Below are 24,273 nucleotides of genomic sequence, written 5' to 3'. Positions count from 1 at the left end.
CATATGGACATGACACCCCCACCCCAGGCCAGCCATACGGCAGCCACGGACAGCGCAGCACGCAAGGCTTTTTACGACGCCATCGCTACGCACAGTTTGACGCCGCTGTGGGAAGTGCTGCACGCACTGGTGCCGCAGTCGCCCAACACACCCTGCCTGCCCGCGCTGTGGAAATACGCCGACGTGCACCCCTACCTGATGCAGTCAGGCCAGCTCATCACCGCCGAAGAGGCCGTGCGCCGCGTGCTGATCCTGGAAAACCCCGCGCTGCGCGGCCAGTCGTGCATCACGCAGTCGCTTTATGCCGGGCTGCAGGTCATCATGCCGGGCGAAATTGCACCCAGCCACCGCCATACCCAAAGCGCGCTGCGTTTTGTCGTTGAAGGCCATGGCGCCTACACCGCGGTAGACGGCGAGCGCACCCAGATGAAGCCCGGTGACTTCATCATCACCCCCAGCTGGACCTGGCATGACCATGGCCACCATGGGCAGGTCGAATCCGATGCACCGGTTGTCTGGCTCGATGGCCTGGACATTCCGATGCTGAAGTTCTTTGACGCCGGTTTTGCCGAAAACGGCAGCGAAAAATCCCAGGCCGTGACCAAGCCCCAGGACATCAGCCGCCACCGCTACGGCGCCAACATGCTGCCCATGCGTTATGACGCACCGTTCGGCCAGACCTCACCCATCTTCAGCTACCCGTATGAGCGCACACGCGAAACCCTGCACGAGCTGGAAACCCATGCCGACATCGATGCATGGGACGGCGTCAAGCTGCGTTATGTGAATCCGGCCACAGGCGGCTCCCCCATGCCGACCATGGCCACCTTCATGCAGCGCCTGCCCGCCGGCTTTGCAGGCAAGCCCTGGCGCCAGACCGATGGCGCGGTGTTCAGCGTGGTCGAGGGCTCGGGCAGCGTGCGCATTGAGCGCGACGGCAAGGCCTGGACTTTCGATTTCGGCCCGCGCGACCATTTTGTGATCCCGTCATGGCACACTGCACAGCTGCGTTCGCAGCCAGGTTGTGTGCTGTTCAGTTTTTCAGACCGTCCGGTGCATCAGGCACTGGGTATACACAGAGAAGAAAGGTTGTCATGAGTTTTGTAGTCACCCCTCCCGCCGCCGTCTCGGTCCCCGTTGTGGGCCTGAAAGAGCGTTTCCCGGTTCACCGCATTTACTGCGTGGGCCGCAACTACGAAGAGCACGCCAAGGAAATGGGCTTCACCGGCCGCGAGCCGCCGTTTTTCTTCCTGAAACCAGCCGACGCCATCGTGGTCGTCGATGCCGGCAGCACGGGCAGCATCCCCTACCCCAGCCTGACCAAAAACCTGCACCATGAGATCGAGCTGGTGGTGGCCATAGGCACCGGCGGCAAAAACATCAAGGCCGCAGACGCGCACAAGCACATCTACGGTTATGCCGTGGGCCTGGACATGACGCGCCGCGACCTGCAAAACGAGATGAAAAAAGCCGGCCGCCCCTGGTGCATAGGCAAGGCCTACGACCACTCCGCGCCGATTGGCCCCATCACACCCGTGGCCCAGGCCGGCGACGTGAACAACGCCGAGCTTTATGTCCAGGTGGACGGCAAGGACCGCCAGAGAAGCAATGTCTCCAAGCTGATCTGGAACATTGCCGAGACCATTGAACACCTGTCGGCCGCCTGGGAACTGCAACCCGGCGACCTGATTTACACCGGCACGCCTGAAGGCGTGGCTGCCGTGGTGTCGGGAGACACCATGGTTGGCGGCGTTGCAGGCCTGGGTACGTTGACTGTCAAGGTTTCCTGAAAGGACTTCGCTCCGGCATCAGCACCAACCATGGGGAGGCATCAGAAGGTCTTTCTGCGGTGCCCCTTGAAAAAACCGGCCTTTCGCCGGTTTTTTTTGCGCTCTTTAAGCCTGTAGCCCAATATACAAGCGCGCAACCAGCTATATATTTAATAGCAACCCAGAAACAAATCCAGCCATCCGTACCGGGCATCCGGAAAACCAAAGCCGCTACACTTGCCGGATGCATCGTCCACCGCTAAAACACTGCCGCGTCTGCGGTACCGCTGTCGTTTACCGCTTGCCGGATGACGGTGACACCAAACTGCGCGCCGTCTGCCCGGCCTGCAACACGGTGCATTACGAGAACCCATTGAATGTGGTCGGCACGGTTCCTGTGTGGGGCGATGACGGCGGCCAGGTGCTGCTCTGCAAGCGCAATATCGAACCGCGCTGGGGCAAATGGACCCTGCCCGCCGGGTTCATGGAGCTGGGCGAAACCGCCGCACAGGGGGCTGCCCGCGAAACCGACGAGGAAGCCGGCGCCCGGTTCGAAATGCAGGGACTGTTTGCCGTCATGAATGTGGTCCGCGTCGGGCAGGTTCATCTGTTTTACCGCGCCCGGCTGCTGGGCACGGAGTTCAACCCCGGCCATGAAACCATAGAAGCCAGGCTCTTCACCGAATCAGAAATCCCCTGGGATGAAATCGCCTTCAAAACCGTCAAGGAAACACTGGAGCGGTACTTCGCCGACCGCCGCCAGGGGCGCTTTGGTTTCCATGAAGTCGACATCGTGTGAACGGCTTCCGGCCTCAAGGTAAACCGTTGCAACGCGGGCCGTAAACGCCCCTTAGAATTTCAGGCGCCGGCCTTGTGATTCACCAGCCCTGCCAGCCTCTCCAGGCGCACGGCCATCCGCTCTTTCCTCACCCCCCGTTTCGTTTTTTCCAACACTCCCGCCATTCATGTTCAAAACTGCGACCTTTTTCCGCATTGCCGAAGACTTTGTCCTGCCGCCCGTCGAGGCGCTTGAAGAAGCCCTGCAGAAGGCCCAATTCCTGCCCTGCGGCGCCACACAACCCGAGTCCAGCGGCTGGGTTCCCCCGCGCGGCAACAAGAGCACCGTCCTCGTCGAAGCCGTGGGCCGCCAGGCCATCATGCGCCTGTGCACCGAGCGCCGCCCGTTGCCGGCATCCGCCGTCAAGGCCGCTGTCGAGGAGCGTATTGAAAGGTACAAGCAGGAAACCGGCTACGAGCGTGTCAGCTCCAAGGTCAAAAAGGAAATCAAGGAAGAAGCCATCCTCGACCTGCTGCCGCGGGCCTTCACCAAAAAATCGGCAACCACACTGTGGATAGACCCGGTCAACAAAATCCTCGCGGTGGACTCGGGCAGCCTTGCCGGTGCCGACAAGGTGGTGAGCGCTCTTGTGGAGGCGCTGAGCGAAATCCAGTCCTCCGGCCCGGGCATCATGGCCAGGCCCGTGCAGACCGCGATGTCGGCCGCGACGGCCATGGCGCACTGGCTCTCCAGCCGCGATGCACCAGTTGGCTTCACTGTGGACCGCGACTGCGAACTCAAGATGCCGGACGACCAGAAGTCGACCGTCCGCTACTCGCGCCACACACTGGAGATCGACGAAGTCGCGCAGCACATTGCTTCCGGCAAGGTGCCCACGCAGCTGGCCATGACCTGGAACGACCGCGTGTCGTTTGTCCTCACCGACATGAGCCAGGTGAAGAAGATCAAGCTGCTCGACGTGGTGCTGGACGGCGTACAGGACAAGGGCAAGGACGACGACGGTTTCGACACCGATGCAGCCATCGTGACAGGCGAGCTGTCGGCCCTGATCCCTGACCTGCTGGAAGCATTGGGCGGTGAAATGGTCGGGGGTGAATCGACACCGCAAACAGAAGCCCCTCCCGGCAGCTCCATGGACACCGGGAAAAAACCGTTTATTGAAAGTTAACCGGGAGGGCCGCAGCCTTCATGTTTCAGGAACCCAGGCCATCCACCGCCTGGAACAGCGATTGCCGCGCCTGGCTGATGATCTGGCCCTTCCAGGCATCGGTATCGACGTAAAACGCATCCATCATTTGCGTCTTGATCTGCGCGGCCAACGCTGGCGGTGCATCACGGTGGATGTTCAGCCAATGCTCACCGCGCAGCGCCTGCATCATCTCGAAGGGTGGCAAGGTGCCGTATTCCATCGCGATGCCGGTGTATTCGGCCTGCGGGCATTCCTCGTAAATGGAATTCCACATCAGGCCGGTCAAAAAGGCCGAGCTGGACGAACCGTCGTAAATCGAGGTGACCGGTGTGGTCCCGCCGTTGTCCCACCAGGCCCGGGCCCGCGCCAAAGCCGCCTTGTCGTCGCGGCAGGCGCAAATACGTTCGCCGATGCCGCTGGGGCCCAGGCCGGTGTGGATGTCTATCCAGGCCACACGACTGGCGTTTTTGCCGTAGGTCTGCAAGACCTTGCGCAAGGTCCGATTGCTCCAGGTCGGCGCCGTACCACCGAAAAACAGGCCTTCGGGAAACTCATGCTGGCCCCGCGTGATCGCGGCCTGATAGGCTTCCATGCCTTTTTCGCTGATGTAACGGCCGGTGGCCGCCGCATTGGCCTCGGTCGGAGGCCATTCGTCGGGCAGCAGCAGCGGCTGCAACTCGCGGTAAGCCTCGTTGACCGGCAGCGGCTGCGAGAAGTCCTGGAAGTTGCGGTTCAGGTCCACGTTTTCATGCGTGGTGCGCCGGACATGCGAAAAACCGTAGGGGTTGAGCGCATGGACATACAACACCGCGACGCCTTGTGCCTCGGCCTTGGCACGCCACTCGGCGTCATGCAGCGCAAACACCTGCACACCGGAGCCGCAATAACCTTCCACGCCGTGGCAGGCGCTGCTGACAATCAGCAGCGAACGGGCATCGGCCGGGCCGTCGCGCACCACGTCCATGGCCAGGACCTCGCCGTCACGTCCGGCTTCAGGATGCAACTGCGACTCCACGGCCAAGCCGGCGGTGGCTGCGGCCTCCAGGAACTTGACACGGGCTTCGGCATAACTTTTGGAAAACGCCTGAGTCACGCCTATCATGCGGCGTCCCTGGCAAACCAACCTTCAGCCAGTTGCACCCAGAAGGTGGCACCCAGCGGAATCAGGTCGTCGTTGAAGTCATAACTCGGGTTGTGCAACATGCACGGCCCGCCGCCATGGCCCATCTCGCGGTGTGTGCCATCGCCATTGGCAATGAACACATAAGCACCGGGCTTGACCTGCAACATGTAGGAGAAATCTTCCGCGCCCATGGTCGGCTCCTGGTCCACCACCTGTGCGGCGCCGACGATGCCGGCCATCACCTCGCGCGCAAACGCGGTTTCCTTGGGGTGATTGACGGTGGGCGGGTAGTTGCGCTTGAACGCAAACTCACATTCGGCGTCATGCGCGGCGCACACATGTTCGGCCACCTGCTTCATGCGTTGCTCGATCATGTCCAGCACCTCCATCGTGAAGGTGCGCACCGTGCCCTGCAGCTCGCAGCTGTCGGGGATCACATTGGTGGCCTCACCGGCATGGATCATGGTGACCGAAATCACGCCGGCATCCACCGGCTTTTTGTTGCGGCTGATGATGGTCTGGAAGGCCTGCACCATCTGGCAAGCCACCGGCACCGGGTCGATGCCATTGTGCGGCAGCGCCGCGTGGCCGCCCTTGCCGCGAATCGTGATCTTGAACTCGCTGGTCGAGGCCATCACCGGGCCCGGGCTGGCGGCAAAGGTGCCGACCGGCATGCCCGGCCAGTTGTGCATGCCGAACACGGCATCCATGGGGAATTTGTCGAACAGGCCGTCCTTGATCATTTCGCGCGCACCTCCACCGCCCTCTTCCGCCGGCTGGAAAATCAGGTACACCGTGCCGTCGAAATTGCGATTTTTCGCCAGGTGTTGCGCGGCCGCCAGCAACATCGCCGTGTGGCCGTCGTGGCCGCAGGCGTGCATCTTGCCGGGGTGTTTGCTGGCATGGTCGAAGGTATTGAACTCCTGCATGGGCAAGGCATCCATGTCGGCGCGCAGGCCGATGGCGCGGTTCGAGGCACCATTTTTGATGATGCCAACCACACCCGTGGTGCCCATGCCCCGGTGCATGGGGATGCCCCATTCGGTGAGTTTTTGCGCCACGACATCGGCGGTTCGCACTTCTTCAAAACACAGCTCGGGATGCGCGTGAATGTCCCGGCGCACGGCGGCAATGCCCGCGGCCTGGGTGACGATGGAATCAATGACTTTCATGAAAACCTCTGAAAAGTCGGGCCTGCCGCCCTGCTAGTTCGCAGAAGCTGGGCGAGCCCGGGTTTGCCCTTTGTACCAAGCGTAGTCTGCCAGATTTGTACGGCACACTGTCATGGGAAACACCCCGTGCATGCCGGGCCAAGGGCTTGTCCGCGGCGTATTTTGACCCCTTAACCGTTTAATAACATCCATAGGAAATCCCTGTGTCGGCAAGGACTTTGCTCTGCTAGCATTTCCCGACACTCATCTTTTGACTGATGCTTGCATTTATTCTGCGCCGCCTCATTCAAGCCATGATCGTCATGGTCGTGGTTGCCCTGATAGCCTTCATGTTGTTTCAATATGTAGGCGATCCGGTGGTGTTCCTGCTCGGACAGGATGCAACGCCCGCGCAAATCAGCCAGCTGCGCACAAGCCTGGGGCTCGACCAGCCATTCTTTGTACAGTTCTTGCATTTCCTGATCAACGCCGTCCAGGGTGAGTTTGGCTTGAGCCTGCGCCAGGGCGCCAAGGTCTCCCGCCTGATTGCCGAACGCCTTCCCGCCACCATGGAGCTCGCGCTGGTCGCGGCCGTACTGGCCCTGGTGGTCGGTATTCCCATGGGGGTATATGCGGCCTTGCGCCGCGGCAGTTTCATGAGCCAGGTGCTGATGACCATCTCGCTGTTGGGGGTGTCGCTGCCGACCTTTCTGATCGGCATTTTGTTGATCCTGTTTTTCTCGGTGGGCCTGGGCTGGTTCCCCAGCTTCGGGCGCGGCGACGTGGTTCAACTGGGCTGGTGGAGCAGCGGCCTGCTGACCGTTGATGGCTGGTATCACATTGTGTTGCCGGCGATCACGCTGGCGATTTTCCAGCTGACCTTGATCATGCGGCTGGTGCGGGCGGAAATGCTCGAAGTGCTGCGCACCGACTACATCAAGTTCGCGCGCGCGCGCGGCCTCTCCAACCGCGCCATCCATTTTGGCCATGCACTGAAAAACACCCTGGTGCCGGTGATGACCATCACCGGTTTGCAATTGGGCGGGCTGATCGCGTTTGCAATCATCACCGAAACCGTGTTTCAGTGGCCAGGCATGGGTTTGCTGTTTATCCAGGCCGTGACCTTTGCCGACATCCCTGTGATGGCCGCGTATTTGTGCCTGATTGCGCTGATCTTCGTGGTGATCAACCTGGTGGTCGATATGCTGTATTTCGCCGTCGATCCGCGCTTGCGCGTGAGCAACGCGGGAGGCCATTGATGCAAGCGTCTCGCCCTACACCTACCCTGAAAGCCAATGGCCGGGCCTTTGCCCAGATCAGCGAATTCCACCCGGAGTTGACAGCTTTTCGGCGCGACCTGCATGCGCATCCCGAGCTTGGTTTTGAAGAGTTGTATACCGGCGCGCGGGTCAAGGAAGCCCTGCAGCGCTGCGGCGTGGACGAGATACACACAGGCATTGGCAGGACCGGCCTGGTGGCTGTCATCAAGGGGCAGCGCAACAACAGCGGCAAGATGATTGGTCTGCGCGCCGACATGGACGCGCTGCCCATGACGGAGCACAACGAGTTTGCCTGGAAGTCCTCCAAAACCGGCCTGATGCATGGCTGCGGCCACGATGGCCACACCGCCATGCTGGTCGGTGCCGCACGCTATCTGGCCGCCACGCGCAACTTCGACGGCACGGCCGTGCTGATTTTTCAGCCAGGTGAAGAAGGTTTCGCCGGCGCCCGCATCATGATCGAGGACGGCCTGTTTGACCGTTTCCCGGTGCAAGCGGTGTACGGCATGCACAACTGGCCGGCCATGCGGCCGGGCACCGTAGGCATCCGGCCGGGGCCCATGATGGCGGCGGCGGACCGCATCACCATCGACATCACCGGACGCGGCGGCCATGGCGCTCATGCCTACATGACAGTCGATCCGGTGCTGGTGGCTGCACACATCATCACCGCGGTGCAAAGCATTGTGTCGCGCAACGCCAATCCGATTGACAGCGCTGTGATCAGTATTTGCGCCATGCAGGCCGGCGACCTGGGTGCCATGAGTGTGGTGCCCGGCAAGGCCACGCTGGTCGGCACCGTGCGCACCTTCAGCCAGGATGTGCAGGACATGGTCGAGCGCCGCCTGGGTGAGTTGTGCAGTGCCGTGGCGCTGGGTTTTGGCGCGACAGCCAGCATCAACTACGAACGCATTTATCCGGCCACCATCAACTCGTACGACGAAACCAGGTTCGCCACCCATGTGGCCGAAACCCTGGTGGGTGCCGACCACGTGGTACGCGACATGGCACCCAGCATGGGCGCAGAAGATTTCTCCTTCATGCTGCAGGTCAAGCCAGGCGCCTACATGCGCATCGGCCAGGGCGCCGAGAACGGCGTCGGCAGCTGCTTTCTGCACAACACCCGTTACGACTTCAACGACGACATCTTGCCGCTGGGCGCCGCTTTGCATGCGGGCCTGGTGGAGCAGTCCATGCCTTTGTCCACTTAACGCCAGCCCTTTCCATTTCAACAGGAGAACTTCATGAACTTCAAGAAAAAAGCAGCCCTAGCCATGGCAGGAACTGCGCTGGCAGCTACAAGTTTGGTAGCGTCGGCGGTCACCTTGCGGGTCGGCAACCAGGGTGATGCCTTATCGATGGACCCGCATTCGCTCAACGAGTCGCTGCAGATCAGCGTCAATGAAAACGTCTACGAACCACTGGTCACACGGGGCCGTGACTACAAACTCGCCCCCGCGCTGGCGACCAGCTGGAAGCAAACCTCGCCCACGGTCTGGCGGTTTGAGCTGCGCAAGGGTGTGCAGTTTCACGACGGCACGCCATTCACTGCCGATGACGTGATCTTCAGCTACGAGCGCGCCAAGAGCGACGGCTCCGACATGAAAACCTATGTCGGCCAGATCAAGGAGATAAAAAAGCTCAATGATCATTCCATAGACATCATCACCATAGCCCCCTTTCCCATCTTGCCCGAGCTGTTCACACACTTCAACATCATGAGCAAGAAGTGGTGTGAAACCAACCAGGCCACCAAGCCGGTGGACCGCCGCAAGGGCATTGAAAATGCGGCCTCCTTCCGCGCCAACGGCACCGGTCCCTATCGCTTGCGCGAGCGCCAGCCGAATGTGCGCACCACCTATGTACGCAACGGCAACTACTGGGGCAAGATCGAAGGCAACGTGGATGAAGTCATCTTCAACGTGATTGGCAACGACGCTACCCGCGTCGCCGCGCTGATCTCCGGCGAGATCGACGCGATGGAGCCGATCCCTGTACAGGACGTGGGTCGCATCAAGGCAGCGTCGAACCTCAAGGTCTTGCAAGGCCCCGAGCTGCGTGTCATTTTTCTGGGCATGGACCAGAAGCGTGACGAACTGCAATTCTCCAACATCAAGGGCAAAAACCCCTTCAAGGACAAACGTGTTCGCCAGGCCTTTTACCAGGCCATAGACATCGAAGGCATCAAGCGCACGGTGATGCGCGGCGCGTCCGTGCCGATTGCCCAGATGTTCCCGGCACAGGTCAGCGGTTATGCGCCAGACCTGGAAAAACGCCTGCCTTACGACCCGGAAGCTTCGAAGAAGCTGCTGGCCGAAGCTGGTTACCCCAACGGTTTTGAAGTCACCATGAACTGTCCGAACGATCGTTACGTCAATGACGGTGCGATCTGCCAGGCGGTGGCCGCCAACATGGCCCGCGTCGGTGTGAAGATCAAGCTCGAGGTCGAGACCAAGGGCACCTATTTCCCCAAGATTTTGCGCCGCGACACCAGCTTCTACATGCTGGGCTGGACTTCCAGCACCGTGGACGCCCATAACGTGCTCTACGCCATCATGTCCACGCCGGGTGACGGCGGCCGCGGGCAATTCAACCTGGGGGCTTACAGCAATGCCAGGTTCGATGAACTGACCGACAAGATTGCCTCGGAAACCGATATCAAAAAACGCAACGACATGATCCACGAGGCCATCAAGATCCACCAGGACGACATCGGCCACCTGCCGCTGCATGCGCAGACCCTGAACTGGGGCGCGAAGAAAAACGTTGACCTGGTCCAGTGGCCGGATAACGGCATGATGTGGAGATACGTGACCGTCAAGTGATGACAAGCCTGACTGGAAACTGGGCCCATCGGGCCTGGCAAAGCGACGTCGGCTACAGCTTTCGCACATCCCCGATGGCGGTAGTGGCGGCCGTGATCGCTTTTGTCTGTGTCTTCTGTGCGGTGTTTGCCGGTTGGGTGGCGCCGCACAATCCGATGGACCTGGCCACGCTGGAGTTGTCGGATGCTTTTTTGCCGCCCTCCTGGATGGAAGGCGGCAATCCCAAATATTGGCTGGGCACGGACGACCAGGGGCGCGACATCCTGTCGGCCCTGATGTATGGTGCGCGCATTTCGCTGCTGGTGGGGTTTGCCTCGGTGGCCCTGTCGGTGGCGGCCGGCGTGTCGCTGGGCCTGCTGGCCGGCTTTCGCGGCGGCTGGATAGACGCCACCCTGATGCGCATCTGCGACGTCATGTCCTCCTTCCCGCCCATTCTGGTAGCCTTGCTGATTGCCGGTGTGGGCAAGGCGGTGTTTCCGGATGCGGGCCATTGGGTCGCGCTGGGTGTGCTGGTCTTGTCGATTTCCATGGGCCAGTCCGGCTGGGTTCAATATGCACGCACGGTGCGCGGCGTGACCCTAGTCGAGCGCAACAAGGAATATGTGCAGGCCGCTCGCGTCACCGGCGTGACGCCCATGCGCATCATGCGCCGCCATGTGTTGCCCAATGTGATGGGGCCGGTCATGGTGCTGGCCACCATCCAGGTGGCCACGGCCATCATCACCGAGGCAACCTTGTCTTTTCTGGGGGTGGGTGTGCCGCCGACTTCGCCCTCGCTGGGCACCTTGATCCAGGTGGGCAACAAGTTTCTTTTTTCCGGCAACTGGTGGATCACCGTGTTTCCCGGCCTGGTCCTGGTGCTGATCGCTCTGTCGGTCAATCTGCTGGGCGACTGGCTGCGCGATGCATTGAATCCGCGTCTGCGCTAAACCGTCCTGAGACACATGCCGCGGCGCTGAATGGAAAAATAATTCCCCATGAGCCTCCTACAAGTCAAGAACCTGGTTGTCGAGTTTCCAGGCCGGCACGGCACGTTGCGTGCGCTGGACGACATTTCCTTTGAGATCGCACCGGGGGAGATTCTCGGTGTGGTCGGTGAATCCGGGGCCGGCAAGTCGCTGACCGGCGCCGCCATCATCGGTCTGCTGGAGCCGCCCGGGCGTATAGGCAGCGGCCAGATATTGCTCGAAGGCCAGCGTATCGACAACCTGCCTTACGAGCAGATGCGCCACATCCGCGGGCGCAAGATAGGCGCGATTTTTCAGGATCCGCTGACCTCGCTGAATCCGCTGTACACGGTGGGCCGGCAACTGATAGAAACCATACAAACCCATTTGCCGGTCAGTGCGGCGGAGGCACGCCGGCGTGCCATTTCGCTGTTGCAGGACACCGGCATTCCGGCGGCCGAGCAACGCATCGAGCATTACCCACACCAGTTCTCGGGCGGCATGCGCCAGCGTGTGGTGATTGCCCTGGCGTTAGCCGCCGAACCCAAGCTGATCGTCGCCGACGAACCGACCACCGCACTGGATGTGTCCATCCAGGCGCAAATCATCACCCTGCTCAAAAGCGTTTGCAAAAAGCGCGGCGCCGCCGTGATGTTGATCACCCACGACATGGGGGTGATTGCCGAAACCTGCGACCGCGTCGCGGTGATGTATGCCGGGCGGATCGCCGAGATCGGCCCCGTTCACGAAGTGATCAACCGCCCGTCCCATCCCTACACCGAAGGCCTGATGGCGGCGATTCCCGACATCACCCTGGACCGTGAACGGCTCAACCAGATTGACGGTGCCATGCCCCGCTTGAATGCCATCCCGACCGGTTGTGCCTACAACCCGCGCTGTCCCAAGGTGTTTGACCGCTGCAAGCAGGAGCGGCCCGATCTGCTGGCCGCCGGCGCGACGCGCGCTGCCTGCTGGTTGCATGCCGGGAGTGCGCTATGAACGAAATCCCGAGCGTGGGGGCGCCGCTTGTTCAGGCTCGCGACCTGGCCAAGACCTTTGATGTGTCGCCACCCTGGCTGAACCGCGTGATTGAACGCAAGCCCAAACTCATGCTCAAGGCCGTGGACGGCGTCAGTTTCGAGATTGAAAAAGGCAAAACGCTGGCGCTGGTCGGCGAGTCCGGTTGCGGCAAAAGCACGGTCGCCAAATTGCTGGTGGGTTTGTACGAGCCCACCCATGGCGGGATGAACTTCAATGGCCAGGATGCGCATGCCGCGTTCAGGACGCCGCAAGGCCGGCAACTGCGGCGCCGCATCCAGATGATTTTCCAGGACCCGTACGCCAGCCTGAACCCGCGCTGGATCGTCGAGGACATTGTTGGTGAGCCGCTGAAGGAACACGGCCTGATCACCGACGAGGAAGAACTCAAAACCCGCGTGGGCGAACTGCTCAAGTCGGTGGGTCTGTCCCCGCTGGACATGTCGAAGTACCCGCACCAGTTCTCGGGCGGGCAGCGCCAACGTATCTCGATTGCACGCGCGCTGGCCACCGAGCCGGAGTTCCTGGTGTGCGACGAGCCGACTTCGGCGCTGGACGTGAGCGTGCAGGCCCAGGTGCTCAACATCATGAAAGACCTGCAGCGCGAGCGGGGTCTGACGTATTTGTTCATCTCGCACAACCTGGCCGTGGTGCGCCACGTCAGCGACCAGGTCGGTGTGATGTACCTGGGGCGGCTGGTGGAGCTGGCCGACAAACAAACATTGTTCGCCAGCCCGCGCCATCCCTACACCCGCATGCTGCTGGACGCGATTCCGAAGATGCACGACAGCGGCAAGGCCCGCACGCCGGTACAGGGCGAAGTTCCCAATCCCCTGAACCCGCCGACCGGCTGCACTTTTCATCCGCGCTGCCCGCATGCCGACGAACGTTGCCGCAACGAGCGACCACAGCTCCTGAGCATTCAGGGCGTGAAGATCGCTTGCCATGCAGTGGAAGAAGATCGCATCTGAAGCGCTATCGTCCTGATAGCAATCAGCCCCAGACACACATCGCGCGAAACAGCGCCATACAAAAGCACAACGGTTTTGGCAATAAAAAAGCCCGTGATAAAAATCACGGGCTTTTCACTGGAGTAATGGTCGGTGTGAAAGGATTCGAACCTTCGACCCCTTGCACCCCATGCAAGTGCGCTACCAGGCTGCGCCACACACCGACAAGCCTTAGATTATAACGCGCCCAACGCCCGTTCTTAGTAGCTCGCGCTCAGCAAGTCCCGAATTTCGTACAACTCCCGGCGAACCAGTTGCAACCGTTGCTGGGCCAGGCTGCCGCTGGGCAGGTCTGCGCCTTCATTGACCGGCTCACTGTCTTCAAAGTCAGCCGAATCAGGAAAATCGCCGAGCCCGGAATCTGCCCCGTCAATCACGTCCACACCTTCCAGCATGACTTCGCCGTTGCGGCGCTTGTCTGCTTCGGTTTGCACGATCTCATGCAGTTTGTTGCGCGCACCGCTGATCGTAAAACCCTGGTCGTACAGCAAATCCCTGATCCGTCGGATCATCAGCACCTCATGGTGCTGGTAGTAGCGGCGATTGCCGCGACGTTTCATCGGGCGCAGCTGCGTGAACTCTTGCTCCCAATAACGGAGCACGTGAGGTTTGACGCCGCACAAATCACTCACCTCACCGATGGTGAAGTAACGTTTGGCTGGAATGGGAGGGAGGGATTTCTCCAATTAAATCAATGCGCTAAAAGGGAAAGCTCTAAATCTACTCTAAGTCGAAACTTAGCGCAAAGGGTTGCCATATTTTTTTGAAATGTGTTGCGCCCTCACACATTTAACACGCCCTGACAATTTGCAACTCGCCGGGTGCGGCGGCCAGACGGCTACGGCTGTACTCCGCCTCACTCGACAGAAGCGATACCGTGGCCCTGTATCTGGTCCTTGAGTTTGTGGCTGGCATGAAAGGTCACCACACGGCGGGCCTGGATGGGGATGGCCTCGCCGGTACGCGGGTTACGGCCAGGGCGCGGCGCCTTGGTGCGTATCTGGAAGTTGCCGAAACCGGAAATTTTCACGTCATTGCCGTCGACAAGGCTGTCCGAGACGAGGTCAAAAAATGCGTCGATCATGTCTTTCGACTCGCGTTTATTAAGCCCGATTTGCTCAAACAGCAGCTCGGCCAGGTGCGCCTTGGTCAGCGCCGGGGTTTCCAGGCTCTCAATAGAAAATTCCATGCGCATGCTCCTCCAGGTAGCTATTCTTTTTTGGAAAACATCAGGCGCGCAAACGGGCCTGCAATTGAAGCTGGAGATGGGCCAGCACTGCCTGGACCGCCGCGTCGATGTCTTCATCGGTCAGTGTAGCGGCGTCGCTGGAAAGCACCAAGCGCACGGCAAGGCTTTTCTCGCCCTGCTGCATGCTGGTGTTCCCCGCCTGCGGCCGGTAGACGTCAAACAGTATGGCGCCTTTGAGCAGGCCCCGGGTGTCGGCGCCATAAATCGCAGCCATCAGAGCGGCGTGCGTCGCGCCCTCGGGCACGATCACGGCAATGTCGCGCTCGACAGGCTGGAGTTTGCTGACCGGCGCAAAGACCGGTACCTTGCGCTGCAACACTGCATCCAGTTCCAGCTCAAACAACAGGGGTGCCTGCACCAGCTCATAGCCCTGCCGCCACTGCGGATGCAACTCACCAACATGCCCAATCTGCTTGCCGTTCACAGAAACACTGGCGCAACGGCCAGGGTGCATGGCGGGGTGGCTGGCGGGCGCAAACACAGCCTGCAGCGGTGCCAGCAGGGCTTCAACGTCACCCTTGATGTCAAAAAAGTCCACCACCTTGTCGGACTGGCCCCAGTGCAGTGCGGCACGCGGACCATAGGCCAGGCCGGCCACACGCATGGGCTGGTTAAACCCGGCCACCGTGGTGTCCGTGTTCTGGCTTTGCGCATCGCGCAAAAATACACGGCCCAGCTCAAACACATTGACACGGGGCGCCTTGCGGTCCAGGTTGAACTTGAGCACCTGCAGCAGCGAGCCCAGCAGTGAGGAACGCATCACGCTCATCTGGCTGGCGATCGGGTTCAGCAGCTTGATAGGGTTCGGATTGCCGGCAAGCTCGTGCTCCCAGCGCTCTTCAACAAAACTGAAGTTGATGGTTTCCTGGTAGCCCAATGCGGCCAGCGCGCGGCGCACGGCAAACGGGCTGCGCTCGGCCTCGGCGCGAATCCTTGCGGTAATGGGCGCCAGCGGCGGCGTTTCGGGCAATTCGTTGTAGCCCACCATGCGCACCACCTCTTCAATGAGGTCTTCTTCGATCTGCAGATCAAAGCGGTAGCTGGGCGGCGTTACCGTCAGGGTGCCTTCACCCTGGGTCACAGGCAAACCGAGACGCTGGAGTGCATCGAGGCACTGCGGCGGTGTGAGCGGCATGCCGATCACCTTGGCTGCGCGCGCAACACGCAGGGTAACAGGCGTAGCCTTGGGCAGATTGCCCTGCTGGTCGTCCATCGGGCCGCATACGGTTTCAGTAGTGCCGCAGATGTCGATGATCAGCTGGGTGATGCGTTCTATGTGCTCAACGGTCTGGCCCGGGTCCACGCCCCGTTCAAAGCGGTGGCCGGCGTCAGTGGAGAAGTTGTAGCGGCGCGAACGGCCAGCAATGGCCTTGGGCCACCAGAAGGCGGCTTCGACGTAAACATGCTTCGTGTCGTCAGACACGGCTGTGGCGTCGCCACCCATGATGCCGGCCAGCGACTCAACCTGGACGTCATCGGCGATCACGCCAACCTTCTCGTCTACCGTCACGGTGTTGCCATTGAGCAGCTTGAGCGTCTCGCCGGGCTTGCCCCAACGGACATCGAGGCCGCCGTGGATCTTGTCAAGGTCAAAGATGTGCGAGGGACGGCCCAGCTCAAACATCACGTAATTGGAAATATCAACCAGCGCCGTCACACTGCGCTGGCCGCAACGGGCCAGGCGATCCACCATCCACTGCGGCGTGACTGCTTTGGTGTTGACATTGCGCACCACACGGCCCGAGAAACGTCCGCATAAATCCGGGGCGCTGATCCTGACGGGCAAGCGCGTCGCATCAGCTACGGCCACAGCGGGAAATGCCTGTGCTTTTAGCGGCGCACCTGTCAATGCTGCGACTTCACGTGCAACGCCATAAACGCTCAGGCAGTGCGCCAGATTCGGCGTGAGCTTGAGTGTGAACAGCGTGTCGTCAAGCTGCAGATGTTCGCGGATGTCCTGGCCCAGTGGCGCATCAGCGGCCAGCTCCAGCAGGCCGCCATGGTCTTCCGAGAGTTTGAGTTCGCGTGCCGAGCACAGCATGCCCTGGCTTTCCACACCGCGCAGTTTGCCGACCTTGATGAGAAAGGGTTTGCCGTCTTCGCCAGGGGGCAGCTCGGCTCCCACCATCGCGCAAGGCACCTTGATACCCACGCGGGCATTCGGCGCGCCGCAAACAATATTGAGCATGCTGCCCTGCCCTACGTCCACCTGGCATACGCGCAGGCGATCGGCATTGGGATGCTGAACAGCTTCCCTGATTTCGCCGACAACGATTTTGGTGAACGGTGGCGCCACCGGCTTGAGTTCTTCAACTTCAAGCCCGGCCATGGTCAGTGTTTCGGCGAGTTGCTCGGTTGTGAGCGACGGGTTGCAGAATTCGCGCAACCAGGATTCTGGGAATTGCATGGTCTTACCTTGTTGTTCTTGTTATTTTTATGACTGGAATTGCGAAAGAAAGCGGATATCGCAGTCAAAAAACAGGCGCAGGTCGTTCACGCCGTAACGCAGCATCGTCAGGCGGTCCGGCCCCATGCCAAAAGCAAAGCCGATGTACTTTTCAGGGTCCAGGCCCATGTTGCGCACCACGTTCGGGTGCACCTGCCCGGAGCCCGCCACTTCCAGCCAGCGGCCGGCGAGCGGTCCGGTCTGGAACTGGATGTCAATCTCGGCACTGGGCTCCGTGAACGGGAAAAAACTGGGCCGAAAGCGAAGCACAAGGTCATCGCTCTCAAAAAATGTGCGGCAGAAATCGGTGAACACGAACTTCAAATCCTTGAAGCTCACGTTCTCGCCAATCCACAGGCCTTCGCACTGGTGGAACATCGGCGAGTGGGTGGCATCGCTGTCGACACGGTAGGTGCGGCCTGGCGCAATGACGCGGATCTCGGGCATGCGGCCACCTGCATCAATCAGGGCGCGGTGTTTTTTGACATGCTGGACCGCATAGCGGATCTGCATGGGGCTGGTGTGGGTACGCAGCAAATTGGGGGCGGCCTCGGTGCCGCCTTCGACATAAAAGGTGTCGTGCATGGACCGCGCCGGATGGTCTTCGGGCGTATTGAGCGCGGTGAAATTGAACCAGTCGGTTTCAATCTCCGGACCCTGGGCCACATCAAAACCCATGGAGCCAAATATCGCCTCGATACGTTCCAGCGTAAGGGACACGGGGTGCAGGCCGCCTTGCGTGCGCTGACGGCCGGGCAGGCTGACATCGAGCGCCTCGGCCTTGAGCTGCTTTTCAAGTTCGGCATCGGCCAGCGCCTGGCGGCGCTCGCTCAGCGCGGCTTCGATGGCTTGCTTGGCCAGATTGATGGCGGCACCGCGGGATTTCTTCTCATCCACGCTAAGAGCTGCCATGCCCTTCATCAACTCGGTGACCTTGCCTGATTTCCCCAGAAACAGCGCCTTGGCGTTTTCCAGGTCGGCCGGTGTCACGGCTTGCTCAAAACTGGCCTTGGCGCTGCTGACCAGTTCATTGAGGGCATCAGGTTGGTTCATACATTCTCTTGTTCAAAATACAAAACAGCTCGGGCGCTTTCGGCAACACTCTCGTCAAATCAGCGCTGCAGAAAGGGCCGGGAAAAGGGCCATAAAAAAGGGCCAGAGCCTTTTCAAGCTCCAGCCCTTTATTTTCGTGCGCAATCAGCTACTAATTTAATAGCATCATGCCCTGAAAATCAGGCAGCCAGCTTGGCCTTGACCTGCTCCACGATAGCGCCGAAAGCAGCGCTGTCATGGATGGCCATATCGGACAGCACCTTGCGGTCGATCTCGATACCAGCCTTTTTCAGGCCATTGGCAAACTGGCTGTAGGTCAGGCCGCAGGCGCGGCTTGCAGCATTGATACGGGTGATCCACAGACGGCGGAACACGCGCTTCTTGGTACGGCGGTCACGGTAGGCATATTGCCCGGCCTTCATTACCGCTTCTTTGGCGATACGGAAGACATTGCCGCGGCGGCCGCGGAAACCTTTTGCAAGGGCTAAAACTTTTTTGTGGCGGGCGCGAGCCGTTACACCACGTTTGACGCGAGGCATGTGAGTACTCCTTGTTCGTCGTTAATTAAATGCCACGGCCTGGCAGCATCTGTGCCATGTGACCCATATTGGTCTCATGAACAGTCACTGCACCACGCAAATGGCGTTTGTTTTTGGTGGTCTTCTTGGTCAGGATGTGACGTTTGAAGGCTTGACCGCGCTTGACGGTGCCACCCGGACGAACGCGGAAACGTTTTTTCGCGCTGCTCTTGGTCTTCATTTTGGGCATATAAATGCTCCTTTTCATTTGTGCTCGTGAGGCGCCGCGAACCTTCCGCAGACTTGATGGCCCCGAGCCACTTTTTAGTGGCGAGTTATTAACTCCACCACTTACCGGTTGCCAATAATTAAATTTGCCGCCGGTGCGCAAAGGGTTTAACCCCTTCACTTTTGGAAAGCTGGCTTGTCACCTGCCTTCACCGGAGCGCCTTGCGGCATCCCCTGAAACTTTTACTGCGACTTAGGTCGCAGCGGCCGGCGCAGCTTCTGCGGCCGGTTTTGCCCCTGGCTTTTTACGGCCCGGTGCGATCATCATGACCATCTGCCTGCCTTCAAGCTTGGGGAACTGCTCCACCACGATCAAATCAGCCAGTTCATCGCGAATCCGCGCCAGCAGGGCCAAACCCAGTTCCTGGTGCGTAATCTCGCGACCGCGAAAGCGCAGGGTAATCTTGCACTTGTCGCCCTCTTCCAAAAAGCGCTTGATATTGCGCAATTTGATGTTGTAGTCACCATCGTCAGTGCCGGGCCGGAATTTGATTTCCTTGATCTCGATCACTTTTTGCTTGGATTTCGCTTCCGCCGCCTTTTTCTGCTCGGCATACTTGAACTTGCCGTAATCCATCAACCGGCACACCGGCGGAACCGCCGTGGGGGAGATTTCAACAAGATCCACATCCGCTTCACCGGCGAGGCGCAAGGCCTCCATGAGGCTGACAATGCCCAAAGGCTCATTGTCAGGCCCTGACAGACGTACTTCAGGGGCCATGATTTCACGGTTCAAGCGATGCTTGCGTTCTTCGCGGTGACGGCGGTCACGAAATTCAGTAGCGATGGTCAATATCCTTCAATGCTTGCTATAAAAGCTATAGCGGCTTGCGCCCGCCTGACAAGGACGAGAGGCCAAAATCATCAACAAAAGAGTCAAAAATCAGGCTTTTTGAGCAATGTCAGAGGCAATTTGCGAGGCAAATGCTTCGAGGGACATCACTCCAAGGTCTTTGTTACCCCGGGCGCGCACTGCAACAGCTCCGGCGGCCTTCTCTTTGTCGCCAACAACAAGGATATAAGGCAGCTTCTGCAATGAGTGCTCCCGTATTTTATACGTAATTTTCTCATTGCGCAGGTCGAGGTTGACCCTAAGCCCTTGATTTTGCAGCGTTTTGGCCACTTCCCGGGCGTAATCCGCCTGGGAATCGGTGATATTGAGGACCGAAACCTGCTCGGGCGCGAGCCATGTCGGCAGTGCGCCGGCATGTTCCTCGATCAAAATCCCGATAAAACGCTCCAGGCTGCCCACAATCGCGCGGTGCAGCATTACCGGGCGGTGGCGGTTGCCGTCTTCGCCCACATATTCGGCGTCCAGGCGCTCGGGCATGGAGAAATCGACCTGGATGGTTCCGCACTGCCACTGCCGGCCAATCGCATCTTTCAGCGTGTATTCGATTTTCGGGCCGTAGAACGCACCTTCGCCGGGGGAAATCTCGTACTCGCAACCGGAAGCGCGCAGGCTCTCGATCAATGCATGCTCGGCCTTGTCCCAGCTTTCGTCGGAGCCGATACGCGCCTCGGGCCGCGTGGCTACCTTGTAGATGATGTTTTTAAAGCCGAAGTCGGTATAAACCTTTTGCAGCAGGGTCGTGTAGTCGACACACTCTTTCAGAATCTGCTCTTCAGTACAGAAAATGTGGCCGTCATCCTGCGTGAAGCCGCGCACACGCATGATGCCGTGCAAGCCACCCGTCGGCTCGTTGCGGTGACACTGGCCGAACTCGCCGTAACGCAGCGGCAGGTCGCGGTAGCTCTTGATGCCCTGCTTGAAGATCAGGATGTGGCCGGGGCAGTTCATTGGTTTGAGCGCGTATTCGCGCTTTTCGCTCTCGGTCGTGAACATGTTGTCACGGTACTTGTCCCAGTGGCCGGTCTTTTCCCAGAGCGTTTTGTCCAGGATTTGTGGCCCCTTCACTTCCTGGTAGCCATTGTGCTGGTAGACCTTGCGCATGTACTGTTCAACGCCCTGCCAGACCGTCCAGCCCTTGGGATGCCAGAACACCAGTCCGGGTGCGTGGTCATCAATGTGGAACAGGTCCAGCTCCTTGCCGAGCTTGCGGTGATCGCGCTTTTCAGCCTCTTCCAGCATGGTCAGGTACTGCTGCAGCTCGTCTTTCGTCGCCCAGGCCGTGCCATAAACGCGTTGCAGCATTTCATTGCGATGGTCACCGCGCCAGTAGGCGCCTGCGACTTTCATGAGCTTGAAGAATTTCAGCTTGCCCGTGCTGGGCACGTGCGGGCCGCGACACAAGTCCTCAAAATTGCCTTCACGATACAGCGACACATCCTGGTCCGCGGGGATGCTGGCAATGATCTCGGCCTTGTACAACTCGCCAATGCTCTTGAAATGCGCCACGGCCTCATCGCGCGGCAGCACACGGCGCGTCACCACCTCGTCCTTGGCAGCCAGCTCCGTCATGCGCTTTTCAATAGCGACCAGGTCTTCCGGCGTAAACGGACGTTTGTAAGCGAAGTCGTAATAAAAGCCGTTTTCAATCACCGGCCCGATGGTGACCTGCGCATCCGGGAAAAGCTCCTTGACCGCATACGCGAGCAAATGGGCCGTGGAGTGGCGGATCAGGTCCAGGCCATCGGCATCCCTGGCCGTGATGATGGCAAGGTTGCTGTCTTTTTCAATCAGATAGCTGGTATCGACCACCTTGCCGTCCACCTTGCCACCCAGGGCCGCCTTGGCAAGGCCTGCGCCTATGGATGCAGCAACCTCGGCAACCGTCACCGCCTGGGGAAATTCGCGCTTTGAAGCATCGGGGAGCGTGATTTGAATCATGGGAACGACTTTTTTATAAATGGACTGAAAAACAAAAAGCGCGGAACCTGCCGCGCTTTGATCTGGGGAATATGGATGGACGCTATGGAATCAATAGCTATCAGTCACCGGGGGATGCGGACTAGCGCCCTGAATGACTCCAGAAAACGGACGAGGTCGTAGTTCGCGGTGTCATAACCCGAACTATCCTTCCTGTTTCCTGGTTGTTCAGTTTGATGGATTGCATGGCTTTATTTTACGGCAGGTCGGCAAGCATTCGCCTGTGGCCCGCCAAACAACTACTGCGGGCCTGCCGGCAGCATAAAACCCAGCCCCAGGCAAAGCGGGCACTCGGTGATGACGGTCTGCTTTTCGACATCGAAATTCTCGTTGATGTTTTCGCTTTCAATGCGCAACTCCCCCGTGCCATTGCAATCGGAACAGGGAATCCGCTTGAAACCCACCGTCAAGTCAGACATCGCGGTCTCCTCCACATCCAAGTGGTCAGTTTTTGTATGAGGCAGTCGGCACTCTACGTGAAAACCGGCCCACAAAAAAGCCCGGGCAAACCTGTAAGGGCCTGCCCGGGCTTGTCGGCCTGGGGCTTCTGACGAAGCCCCGGCCGCCGCTTCAACGCACGATTCAGTGGAACTGCTCTTCTTCGGTCGAGCCGGTCAGCGCCTTGACGCTGGACGAACCCCCCTGGATCACCGTGGTCACGTCGTCAAAGTAACCAGCGCCCACTTCTTGCTGGTGCGACACGAAGGTGTAGCCTTGCTCGCGCGCAGCAAACTCGGGCTCCTGCACCATGTTCACGTAGTGCTTCATGCCTTCGCCGTTGGCGTAGGCGTGGGCAAACTTGAAGGTGTTGAACCAGTTGATGTGGATGCCGGCCAGTGTGATGAACTGGAATTTGTAACCCAGAGCCGACAGGTCTTCCTGGAACGAAGCGATTTGCGAATCGTTGAGGTTCTTCTTCCAGTTGAAGGAAGGCGAGCAGTTGTACGACAGCAGCTTGCCAGGGCAGGCGGCATGCACGGCCTGGGCGAATTCACGGGCAAAGCCGATGTCAGGCACGCCGGTTTCGCACCACACCAGGTCGGCATAGGGAGCGTAAGCCACGCCACGGCTGATGGACTGCTCCAGGCCGTTCTTGACGCGGTAGAAGCCTTCTGGCGTACGTTCACCCGTCAGGAAACGCTGGTCGTTGGCATCATGGTTGGACGTGATCAGGTTGGCGGCTTCGGCGTCGGTACGGGCCAGCACGATGGTGGACACACCCATGACGTCAGCGGCAAAACGGGCCGAGATCAGCTTTTCGCAGGCTTCCTGCGTGGGCACCAGCACCTTGCCGCCCATGTGGCCGCATTTCTTGACGGCGGCCAGCTGGTCTTCGAAGTGCACGCCGGCAGCGCCAGCTGTGATCATGTTCTTCATCAGCTCGAACGCATTCAGCACGCCGCCGAAACCGGCTTCTGCATCGGCAACGATAGGCAGGAAGTAGTCGATGAACTCCTTGCTGCCTGGCTCGACGCCACGGCCCCACTGGATTTCGTCAGCGCGCTTGAAGGTGTTGTTGATGCGGCGCACCATGGTGGGCACCGAATCGTAGGCGTACAGCGACTGGTCGGGGTACATGGTTTCGGAGGTGTTGCCGTCAGCGGCGACTTGCCAGCCGGACAGGTACACGGCTTCCAGGCCGGCCTTGGCTTGCTGCATGGCCTGGCCCGCAGAGATCGCACCGAACGCATTCACATAGCCCTTCTTGGCGCTGCCGTTGATCTTGTCCCACAGCTTTTCAGCGCCGCGCCTGGCCAGGGTGTGCTCAATCGGCAGCGAGCCACGCAGGCGCACCACGTCGGCGGCGCTGTAACCGCGCTTGACGCCTTTCCAGCGTGGGTTGGTGGCCCAGTCTTTTTCCAGGGCACTGATCTGCTGTTCGCGGCTGAGTTGTTCTGTGAGGCTTTGTGGCATGGTGAGCTCCGGTGGTTAAAGAGAATTAAAGAGAAGTAGCGTTAAAAGAACTGACGCCAGTTTAAGTCTTGTACAAGACCTAAACATCTCTTATGTCTTATATAAGACAAAATTTAAATATCAATTAAATCAAAGACTTATTAAAATTAAACCGCAATATGAAATTTAATTTCTTGTATTGAGAAATATTCTTGCAGCGCAGCAATTCAACATTTCATATTAAGGAATATAAATATTGGATTATGAAATCCAAAGCGCCATCCCCCCCTGCCAGCGCAAAGCGATGGAGTGTCGCGCCTCAGGAACCCCTGGACAAGCGGTACTGCACCCAGTCGCCACAGCCAATGACGGGCTTGCCTTGTGTACGCCGGGACGCTATTTCATAGACGAGGCAAGTCACCGCGTCCGGCTCAATCCCGGCGCCGGGAGGCCGCTGCGGGTCCAGCCTGACCTCGGCTTCGCGCCTCGCGTATTCACCGGTCTGCTGGGGCCAGACTTCCTCAATCTCATCGAGTTGCAGCTCCAGTGCCCGGCTGATGCGGTACACCTCACCGTGCACCAGGCTATCCCCGCCCAGCAAGATGCCGGGATAGGTGCCCAGGTCGTACAGAACACCTGGCAGGCTTGCCTGTCCGACCCACTCGGGGGCCGGTTGCAGCAAGTTGATGTCGCGCTGCTCACCCCGGCGCAGGGTGCCGTAGACAAAGACATGACGGGCGGGTGACAAGGACATCTCTTAAAACCCAAAGTAAGGCATCATTTAAACCTGCGCCCGTCCCTCAGGCCGGCAAATACAAGTAAAGCAACAAACATGTCGGCCGCAGCGCCGACGCCATGGAAAAGC

23 protein-coding genes and 1 tRNA gene are annotated in these 24,273 nt (G+C 59.6%); 10 read left to right on the top strand and 14 right to left on the bottom strand.

All coding sequences use genetic code 11. The features are described 5' to 3' along the window. Nucleotides 1–3: 3 nt before the first annotated feature. From gtdA to ACFQND_RS04370, 4 genes are all read left to right on the top strand, one after another. On the top strand, nt 4–1,098 hold the full coding sequence (gtdA, locus tag ACFQND_RS04385) for a gentisate 1,2-dioxygenase (RefSeq protein ID WP_371437889.1): 1,095 nt from the start codon (nt 4–6) through the stop codon (nt 1,096–1,098). Continuing rightward, nucleotides 1,095–1,790 (top strand): fumarylacetoacetate hydrolase family protein, encoded by a 696-nt coding sequence (locus tag ACFQND_RS04380; protein ID WP_371437890.1) that lies wholly within the window; start codon nt 1,095–1,097, stop codon nt 1,788–1,790. The genes gtdA and ACFQND_RS04380 overlap by 4 nt, the downstream gene beginning before the upstream one ends. A 223-nt stretch (nt 1,791–2,013) precedes the next feature. Beyond that, nucleotides 2,014–2,568, top strand: a complete 555-nt coding sequence (locus ACFQND_RS04375) for an NUDIX hydrolase (protein ID WP_371437891.1) — start codon at nt 2,014–2,016, stop codon at nt 2,566–2,568. 166 nt (nt 2,569–2,734) lie between these two features. Beyond that, nucleotides 2,735–3,736 (top strand): recombination-associated protein RdgC, encoded by a 1,002-nt coding sequence (locus tag ACFQND_RS04370; protein ID WP_371437892.1) that lies wholly within the window; start codon nt 2,735–2,737, stop codon nt 3,734–3,736. Nucleotides 3,737–3,761: 25 nt separating this feature from the next. Here the strand turns inward: ACFQND_RS04370 and ACFQND_RS04365 are convergent, their stop codons facing one another. Beyond that, on the bottom strand, nt 3,762–4,859 hold the full coding sequence (locus ACFQND_RS04365) for a M14 family metallopeptidase (protein WP_371437893.1): 1,098 nt from the start codon (nt 4,857–4,859) through the stop codon (nt 3,762–3,764). Further along, the gene (locus ACFQND_RS04360; protein WP_371437894.1) at nt 4,856–6,052 is read right to left on the bottom strand and encodes a M20 aminoacylase family protein; all 1,197 of its coding nucleotides are present in this window, start codon (nt 6,050–6,052) and stop codon (nt 4,856–4,858) included. The genes ACFQND_RS04365 and ACFQND_RS04360 overlap by 4 nt, the downstream gene beginning before the upstream one ends. Before the next feature lie 257 nt (nt 6,053–6,309). Between ACFQND_RS04360 and ACFQND_RS04355 the strand changes: the two genes are divergently transcribed. From ACFQND_RS04355 to ACFQND_RS04330, 6 genes are read left to right on the top strand one after another with little or no spacing between them, the layout of a single operon-like run. Continuing rightward, nucleotides 6,310–7,290: an ABC transporter permease gene (locus ACFQND_RS04355; RefSeq protein WP_371437895.1), complete on the top strand. Its 981-nt coding sequence runs from the start codon at nt 6,310–6,312 to the stop codon at nt 7,288–7,290. Continuing rightward, nucleotides 7,290–8,522, top strand: a complete 1,233-nt coding sequence (locus ACFQND_RS04350) for a M20 aminoacylase family protein (protein WP_371437896.1) — start codon at nt 7,290–7,292, stop codon at nt 8,520–8,522. Before ACFQND_RS04355 ends, ACFQND_RS04350 begins: the two co-directional genes overlap by 1 nt. 33 nt (nt 8,523–8,555) lie before the next feature. After that, the gene (locus ACFQND_RS04345; RefSeq protein ID WP_371437897.1) at nt 8,556–10,136 is read left to right on the top strand and encodes an ABC transporter substrate-binding protein; all 1,581 of its coding nucleotides are present in this window, start codon (nt 8,556–8,558) and stop codon (nt 10,134–10,136) included. Then, complete coding sequence (locus ACFQND_RS04340) at nt 10,136–11,065, top strand: ABC transporter permease (RefSeq protein WP_371437898.1); 930 nt, start codon at nt 10,136–10,138, stop codon at nt 11,063–11,065. Before ACFQND_RS04345 ends, ACFQND_RS04340 begins: the two co-directional genes overlap by 1 nt. Nucleotides 11,066–11,113: 48 nt before the next feature. Further along, nucleotides 11,114–12,082 carry an ABC transporter ATP-binding protein gene (locus ACFQND_RS04335; protein WP_371437899.1) on the top strand — a complete coding sequence of 323 codons (969 nt, stop codon included), beginning with the start codon at nt 11,114–11,116 and terminating at the stop codon, nt 12,080–12,082. After that, the gene (locus ACFQND_RS04330; protein ID WP_371437900.1) at nt 12,079–13,092 is read left to right on the top strand and encodes an ABC transporter ATP-binding protein; all 1,014 of its coding nucleotides are present in this window, start codon (nt 12,079–12,081) and stop codon (nt 13,090–13,092) included. The genes ACFQND_RS04335 and ACFQND_RS04330 overlap by 4 nt, the downstream gene beginning before the upstream one ends. A 126-nt stretch (nt 13,093–13,218) precedes the next feature. On the opposite strand, the gene ACFQND_RS04325 is transcribed toward ACFQND_RS04330, so the two are convergent. The 12 genes from ACFQND_RS04325 to ACFQND_RS04270 form a co-directional block, all read right to left on the bottom strand. Then, nucleotides 13,219–13,295 (bottom strand) — tRNA-Pro (locus ACFQND_RS04325). Between the two features lie 36 nt (nt 13,296–13,331). After that, nucleotides 13,332–13,817, bottom strand: coding sequence for a MerR family transcriptional regulator (locus ACFQND_RS04320; RefSeq protein WP_371437901.1), 486 nt, complete (start codon nt 13,815–13,817; stop codon nt 13,332–13,334). A 170-nt stretch (nt 13,818–13,987) separates the two neighbouring features. Next, complete coding sequence (locus ACFQND_RS04315; RefSeq protein ID WP_371437902.1) at nt 13,988–14,320, bottom strand: integration host factor subunit alpha; 333 nt, start codon at nt 14,318–14,320, stop codon at nt 13,988–13,990. Between the two features lie 40 nt (nt 14,321–14,360). Then, complete coding sequence (gene pheT, locus ACFQND_RS04310; RefSeq protein ID WP_371437903.1) at nt 14,361–16,787, bottom strand: phenylalanine--tRNA ligase subunit beta; 2,427 nt, start codon at nt 16,785–16,787, stop codon at nt 14,361–14,363. Nucleotides 16,788–16,814: 27 nt separating this feature from the next. Further along, complete coding sequence (pheS, locus tag ACFQND_RS04305) at nt 16,815–17,879, bottom strand: phenylalanine--tRNA ligase subunit alpha (protein WP_371437904.1); 1,065 nt, start codon at nt 17,877–17,879, stop codon at nt 16,815–16,817. A 179-nt stretch (nt 17,880–18,058) separates the two neighbouring features. Next, entirely contained in the window at nt 18,059–18,418 is a 360-nt protein-coding gene (gene rplT / locus ACFQND_RS04300; RefSeq protein ID WP_371437905.1) for a 50S ribosomal protein L20, read from the bottom strand. Between the two features lie 25 nt (nt 18,419–18,443). Next, nucleotides 18,444–18,647 carry a 50S ribosomal protein L35 gene (gene rpmI, locus ACFQND_RS04295; RefSeq protein WP_371437906.1) on the bottom strand — a complete coding sequence of 68 codons (204 nt, stop codon included), beginning with the start codon at nt 18,645–18,647 and terminating at the stop codon, nt 18,444–18,446. Between the two features lie 231 nt (nt 18,648–18,878). Then, on the bottom strand, nt 18,879–19,481 hold the full coding sequence (gene infC / locus ACFQND_RS04290; protein WP_371437945.1) for a translation initiation factor IF-3: 603 nt from the start codon (nt 19,479–19,481) through the stop codon (nt 18,879–18,881). 87 nt (nt 19,482–19,568) lie between these two features. Further along, nucleotides 19,569–21,476 (bottom strand): threonine--tRNA ligase, encoded by a 1,908-nt coding sequence (thrS, locus tag ACFQND_RS04285; protein WP_371437907.1) that lies wholly within the window; start codon nt 21,474–21,476, stop codon nt 19,569–19,571. A 278-nt stretch (nt 21,477–21,754) separates the two neighbouring features. Further along, nucleotides 21,755–21,934 carry a hypothetical protein gene (locus ACFQND_RS04280; RefSeq protein ID WP_371437908.1) on the bottom strand — a complete coding sequence of 60 codons (180 nt, stop codon included), beginning with the start codon at nt 21,932–21,934 and terminating at the stop codon, nt 21,755–21,757. A gap of 163 nt (nt 21,935–22,097) precedes the next feature. Beyond that, on the bottom strand, nt 22,098–23,429 hold the full coding sequence (aceA, locus tag ACFQND_RS04275; RefSeq protein ID WP_371437909.1) for an isocitrate lyase: 1,332 nt from the start codon (nt 23,427–23,429) through the stop codon (nt 22,098–22,100). A 298-nt stretch (nt 23,430–23,727) separates the two neighbouring features. Further along, a complete protein-coding gene (locus ACFQND_RS04270) occupies nt 23,728–24,162 on the bottom strand; it encodes a gamma-glutamylcyclotransferase family protein (protein ID WP_371437910.1) in 435 nt (144 codons plus the stop codon). Nucleotides 24,163–24,273 lie beyond the last annotated feature (111 nt).

The sequence above is a fragment of the Polaromonas aquatica genome (assembly GCF_042659145.1).
Classification (GTDB): domain Bacteria; phylum Pseudomonadota; class Gammaproteobacteria; order Burkholderiales; family Burkholderiaceae_C; genus Polaromonas; species Polaromonas aquatica.
The sequence above is the reverse complement of the archived record's forward strand: the minus strand, read 5'-3'. Positions and strand labels throughout refer to the sequence as shown.

Coding starts and splice junctions, on each gene's coding strand:
- ACFQND_RS04365 (WP_371437893.1), bottom strand. CDS start 4,859: ATGATAGGCGTGACTCAGGCGTTTTCCAAAAGTTATGCCGAAGCCCGT.
- ACFQND_RS04345 (WP_371437897.1), top strand. CDS start 8,556: ATGAACTTCAAGAAAAAAGCAGCCCTAGCCATGGCAGGAACTGCGCTG.
- ACFQND_RS04355 (WP_371437895.1), top strand. CDS start 6,310: ATGCTTGCATTTATTCTGCGCCGCCTCATTCAAGCCATGATCGTCATG.
- pheT (WP_371437903.1), bottom strand. CDS start 16,787: ATGCAATTCCCAGAATCCTGGTTGCGCGAATTCTGCAACCCGTCGCTC.
- ACFQND_RS04360 (WP_371437894.1), bottom strand. CDS start 6,052: ATGAAAGTCATTGATTCCATCGTCACCCAGGCCGCGGGCATTGCCGCC.
- gtdA (WP_371437889.1), top strand. CDS start 4: ATGGACATGACACCCCCACCCCAGGCCAGCCATACGGCAGCCACGGAC.
- ACFQND_RS04280 (WP_371437908.1), bottom strand. CDS start 21,934: ATGTCTGACTTGACGGTGGGTTTCAAGCGGATTCCCTGTTCCGATTGC.
- aceA (WP_371437909.1), bottom strand. CDS start 23,429: ATGCCACAAAGCCTCACAGAACAACTCAGCCGCGAACAGCAGATCAGT.
- ACFQND_RS04330 (WP_371437900.1), top strand. CDS start 12,079: ATGAACGAAATCCCGAGCGTGGGGGCGCCGCTTGTTCAGGCTCGCGAC.
- ACFQND_RS04340 (WP_371437898.1), top strand. CDS start 10,136: ATGACAAGCCTGACTGGAAACTGGGCCCATCGGGCCTGGCAAAGCGAC.
- ACFQND_RS04350 (WP_371437896.1), top strand. CDS start 7,290: ATGCAAGCGTCTCGCCCTACACCTACCCTGAAAGCCAATGGCCGGGCC.
- rpmI (WP_371437906.1), bottom strand. CDS start 18,647: ATGCCCAAAATGAAGACCAAGAGCAGCGCGAAAAAACGTTTCCGCGTT.
- pheS (WP_371437904.1), bottom strand. CDS start 17,879: ATGAACCAACCTGATGCCCTCAATGAACTGGTCAGCAGCGCCAAGGCC.
- ACFQND_RS04315 (WP_371437902.1), bottom strand. CDS start 14,320: ATGGAATTTTCTATTGAGAGCCTGGAAACCCCGGCGCTGACCAAGGCG.
- ACFQND_RS04375 (WP_371437891.1), top strand. CDS start 2,014: ATGCATCGTCCACCGCTAAAACACTGCCGCGTCTGCGGTACCGCTGTC.
- ACFQND_RS04335 (WP_371437899.1), top strand. CDS start 11,114: ATGAGCCTCCTACAAGTCAAGAACCTGGTTGTCGAGTTTCCAGGCCGG.
- rplT (WP_371437905.1), bottom strand. CDS start 18,418: ATGCCTCGCGTCAAACGTGGTGTAACGGCTCGCGCCCGCCACAAAAAA.
- ACFQND_RS04270 (WP_371437910.1), bottom strand. CDS start 24,162: ATGTCCTTGTCACCCGCCCGTCATGTCTTTGTCTACGGCACCCTGCGC.
- thrS (WP_371437907.1), bottom strand. CDS start 21,476: ATGATTCAAATCACGCTCCCCGATGCTTCAAAGCGCGAATTTCCCCAG.
- ACFQND_RS04380 (WP_371437890.1), top strand. CDS start 1,095: ATGAGTTTTGTAGTCACCCCTCCCGCCGCCGTCTCGGTCCCCGTTGTG.
- ACFQND_RS04370 (WP_371437892.1), top strand. CDS start 2,735: ATGTTCAAAACTGCGACCTTTTTCCGCATTGCCGAAGACTTTGTCCTG.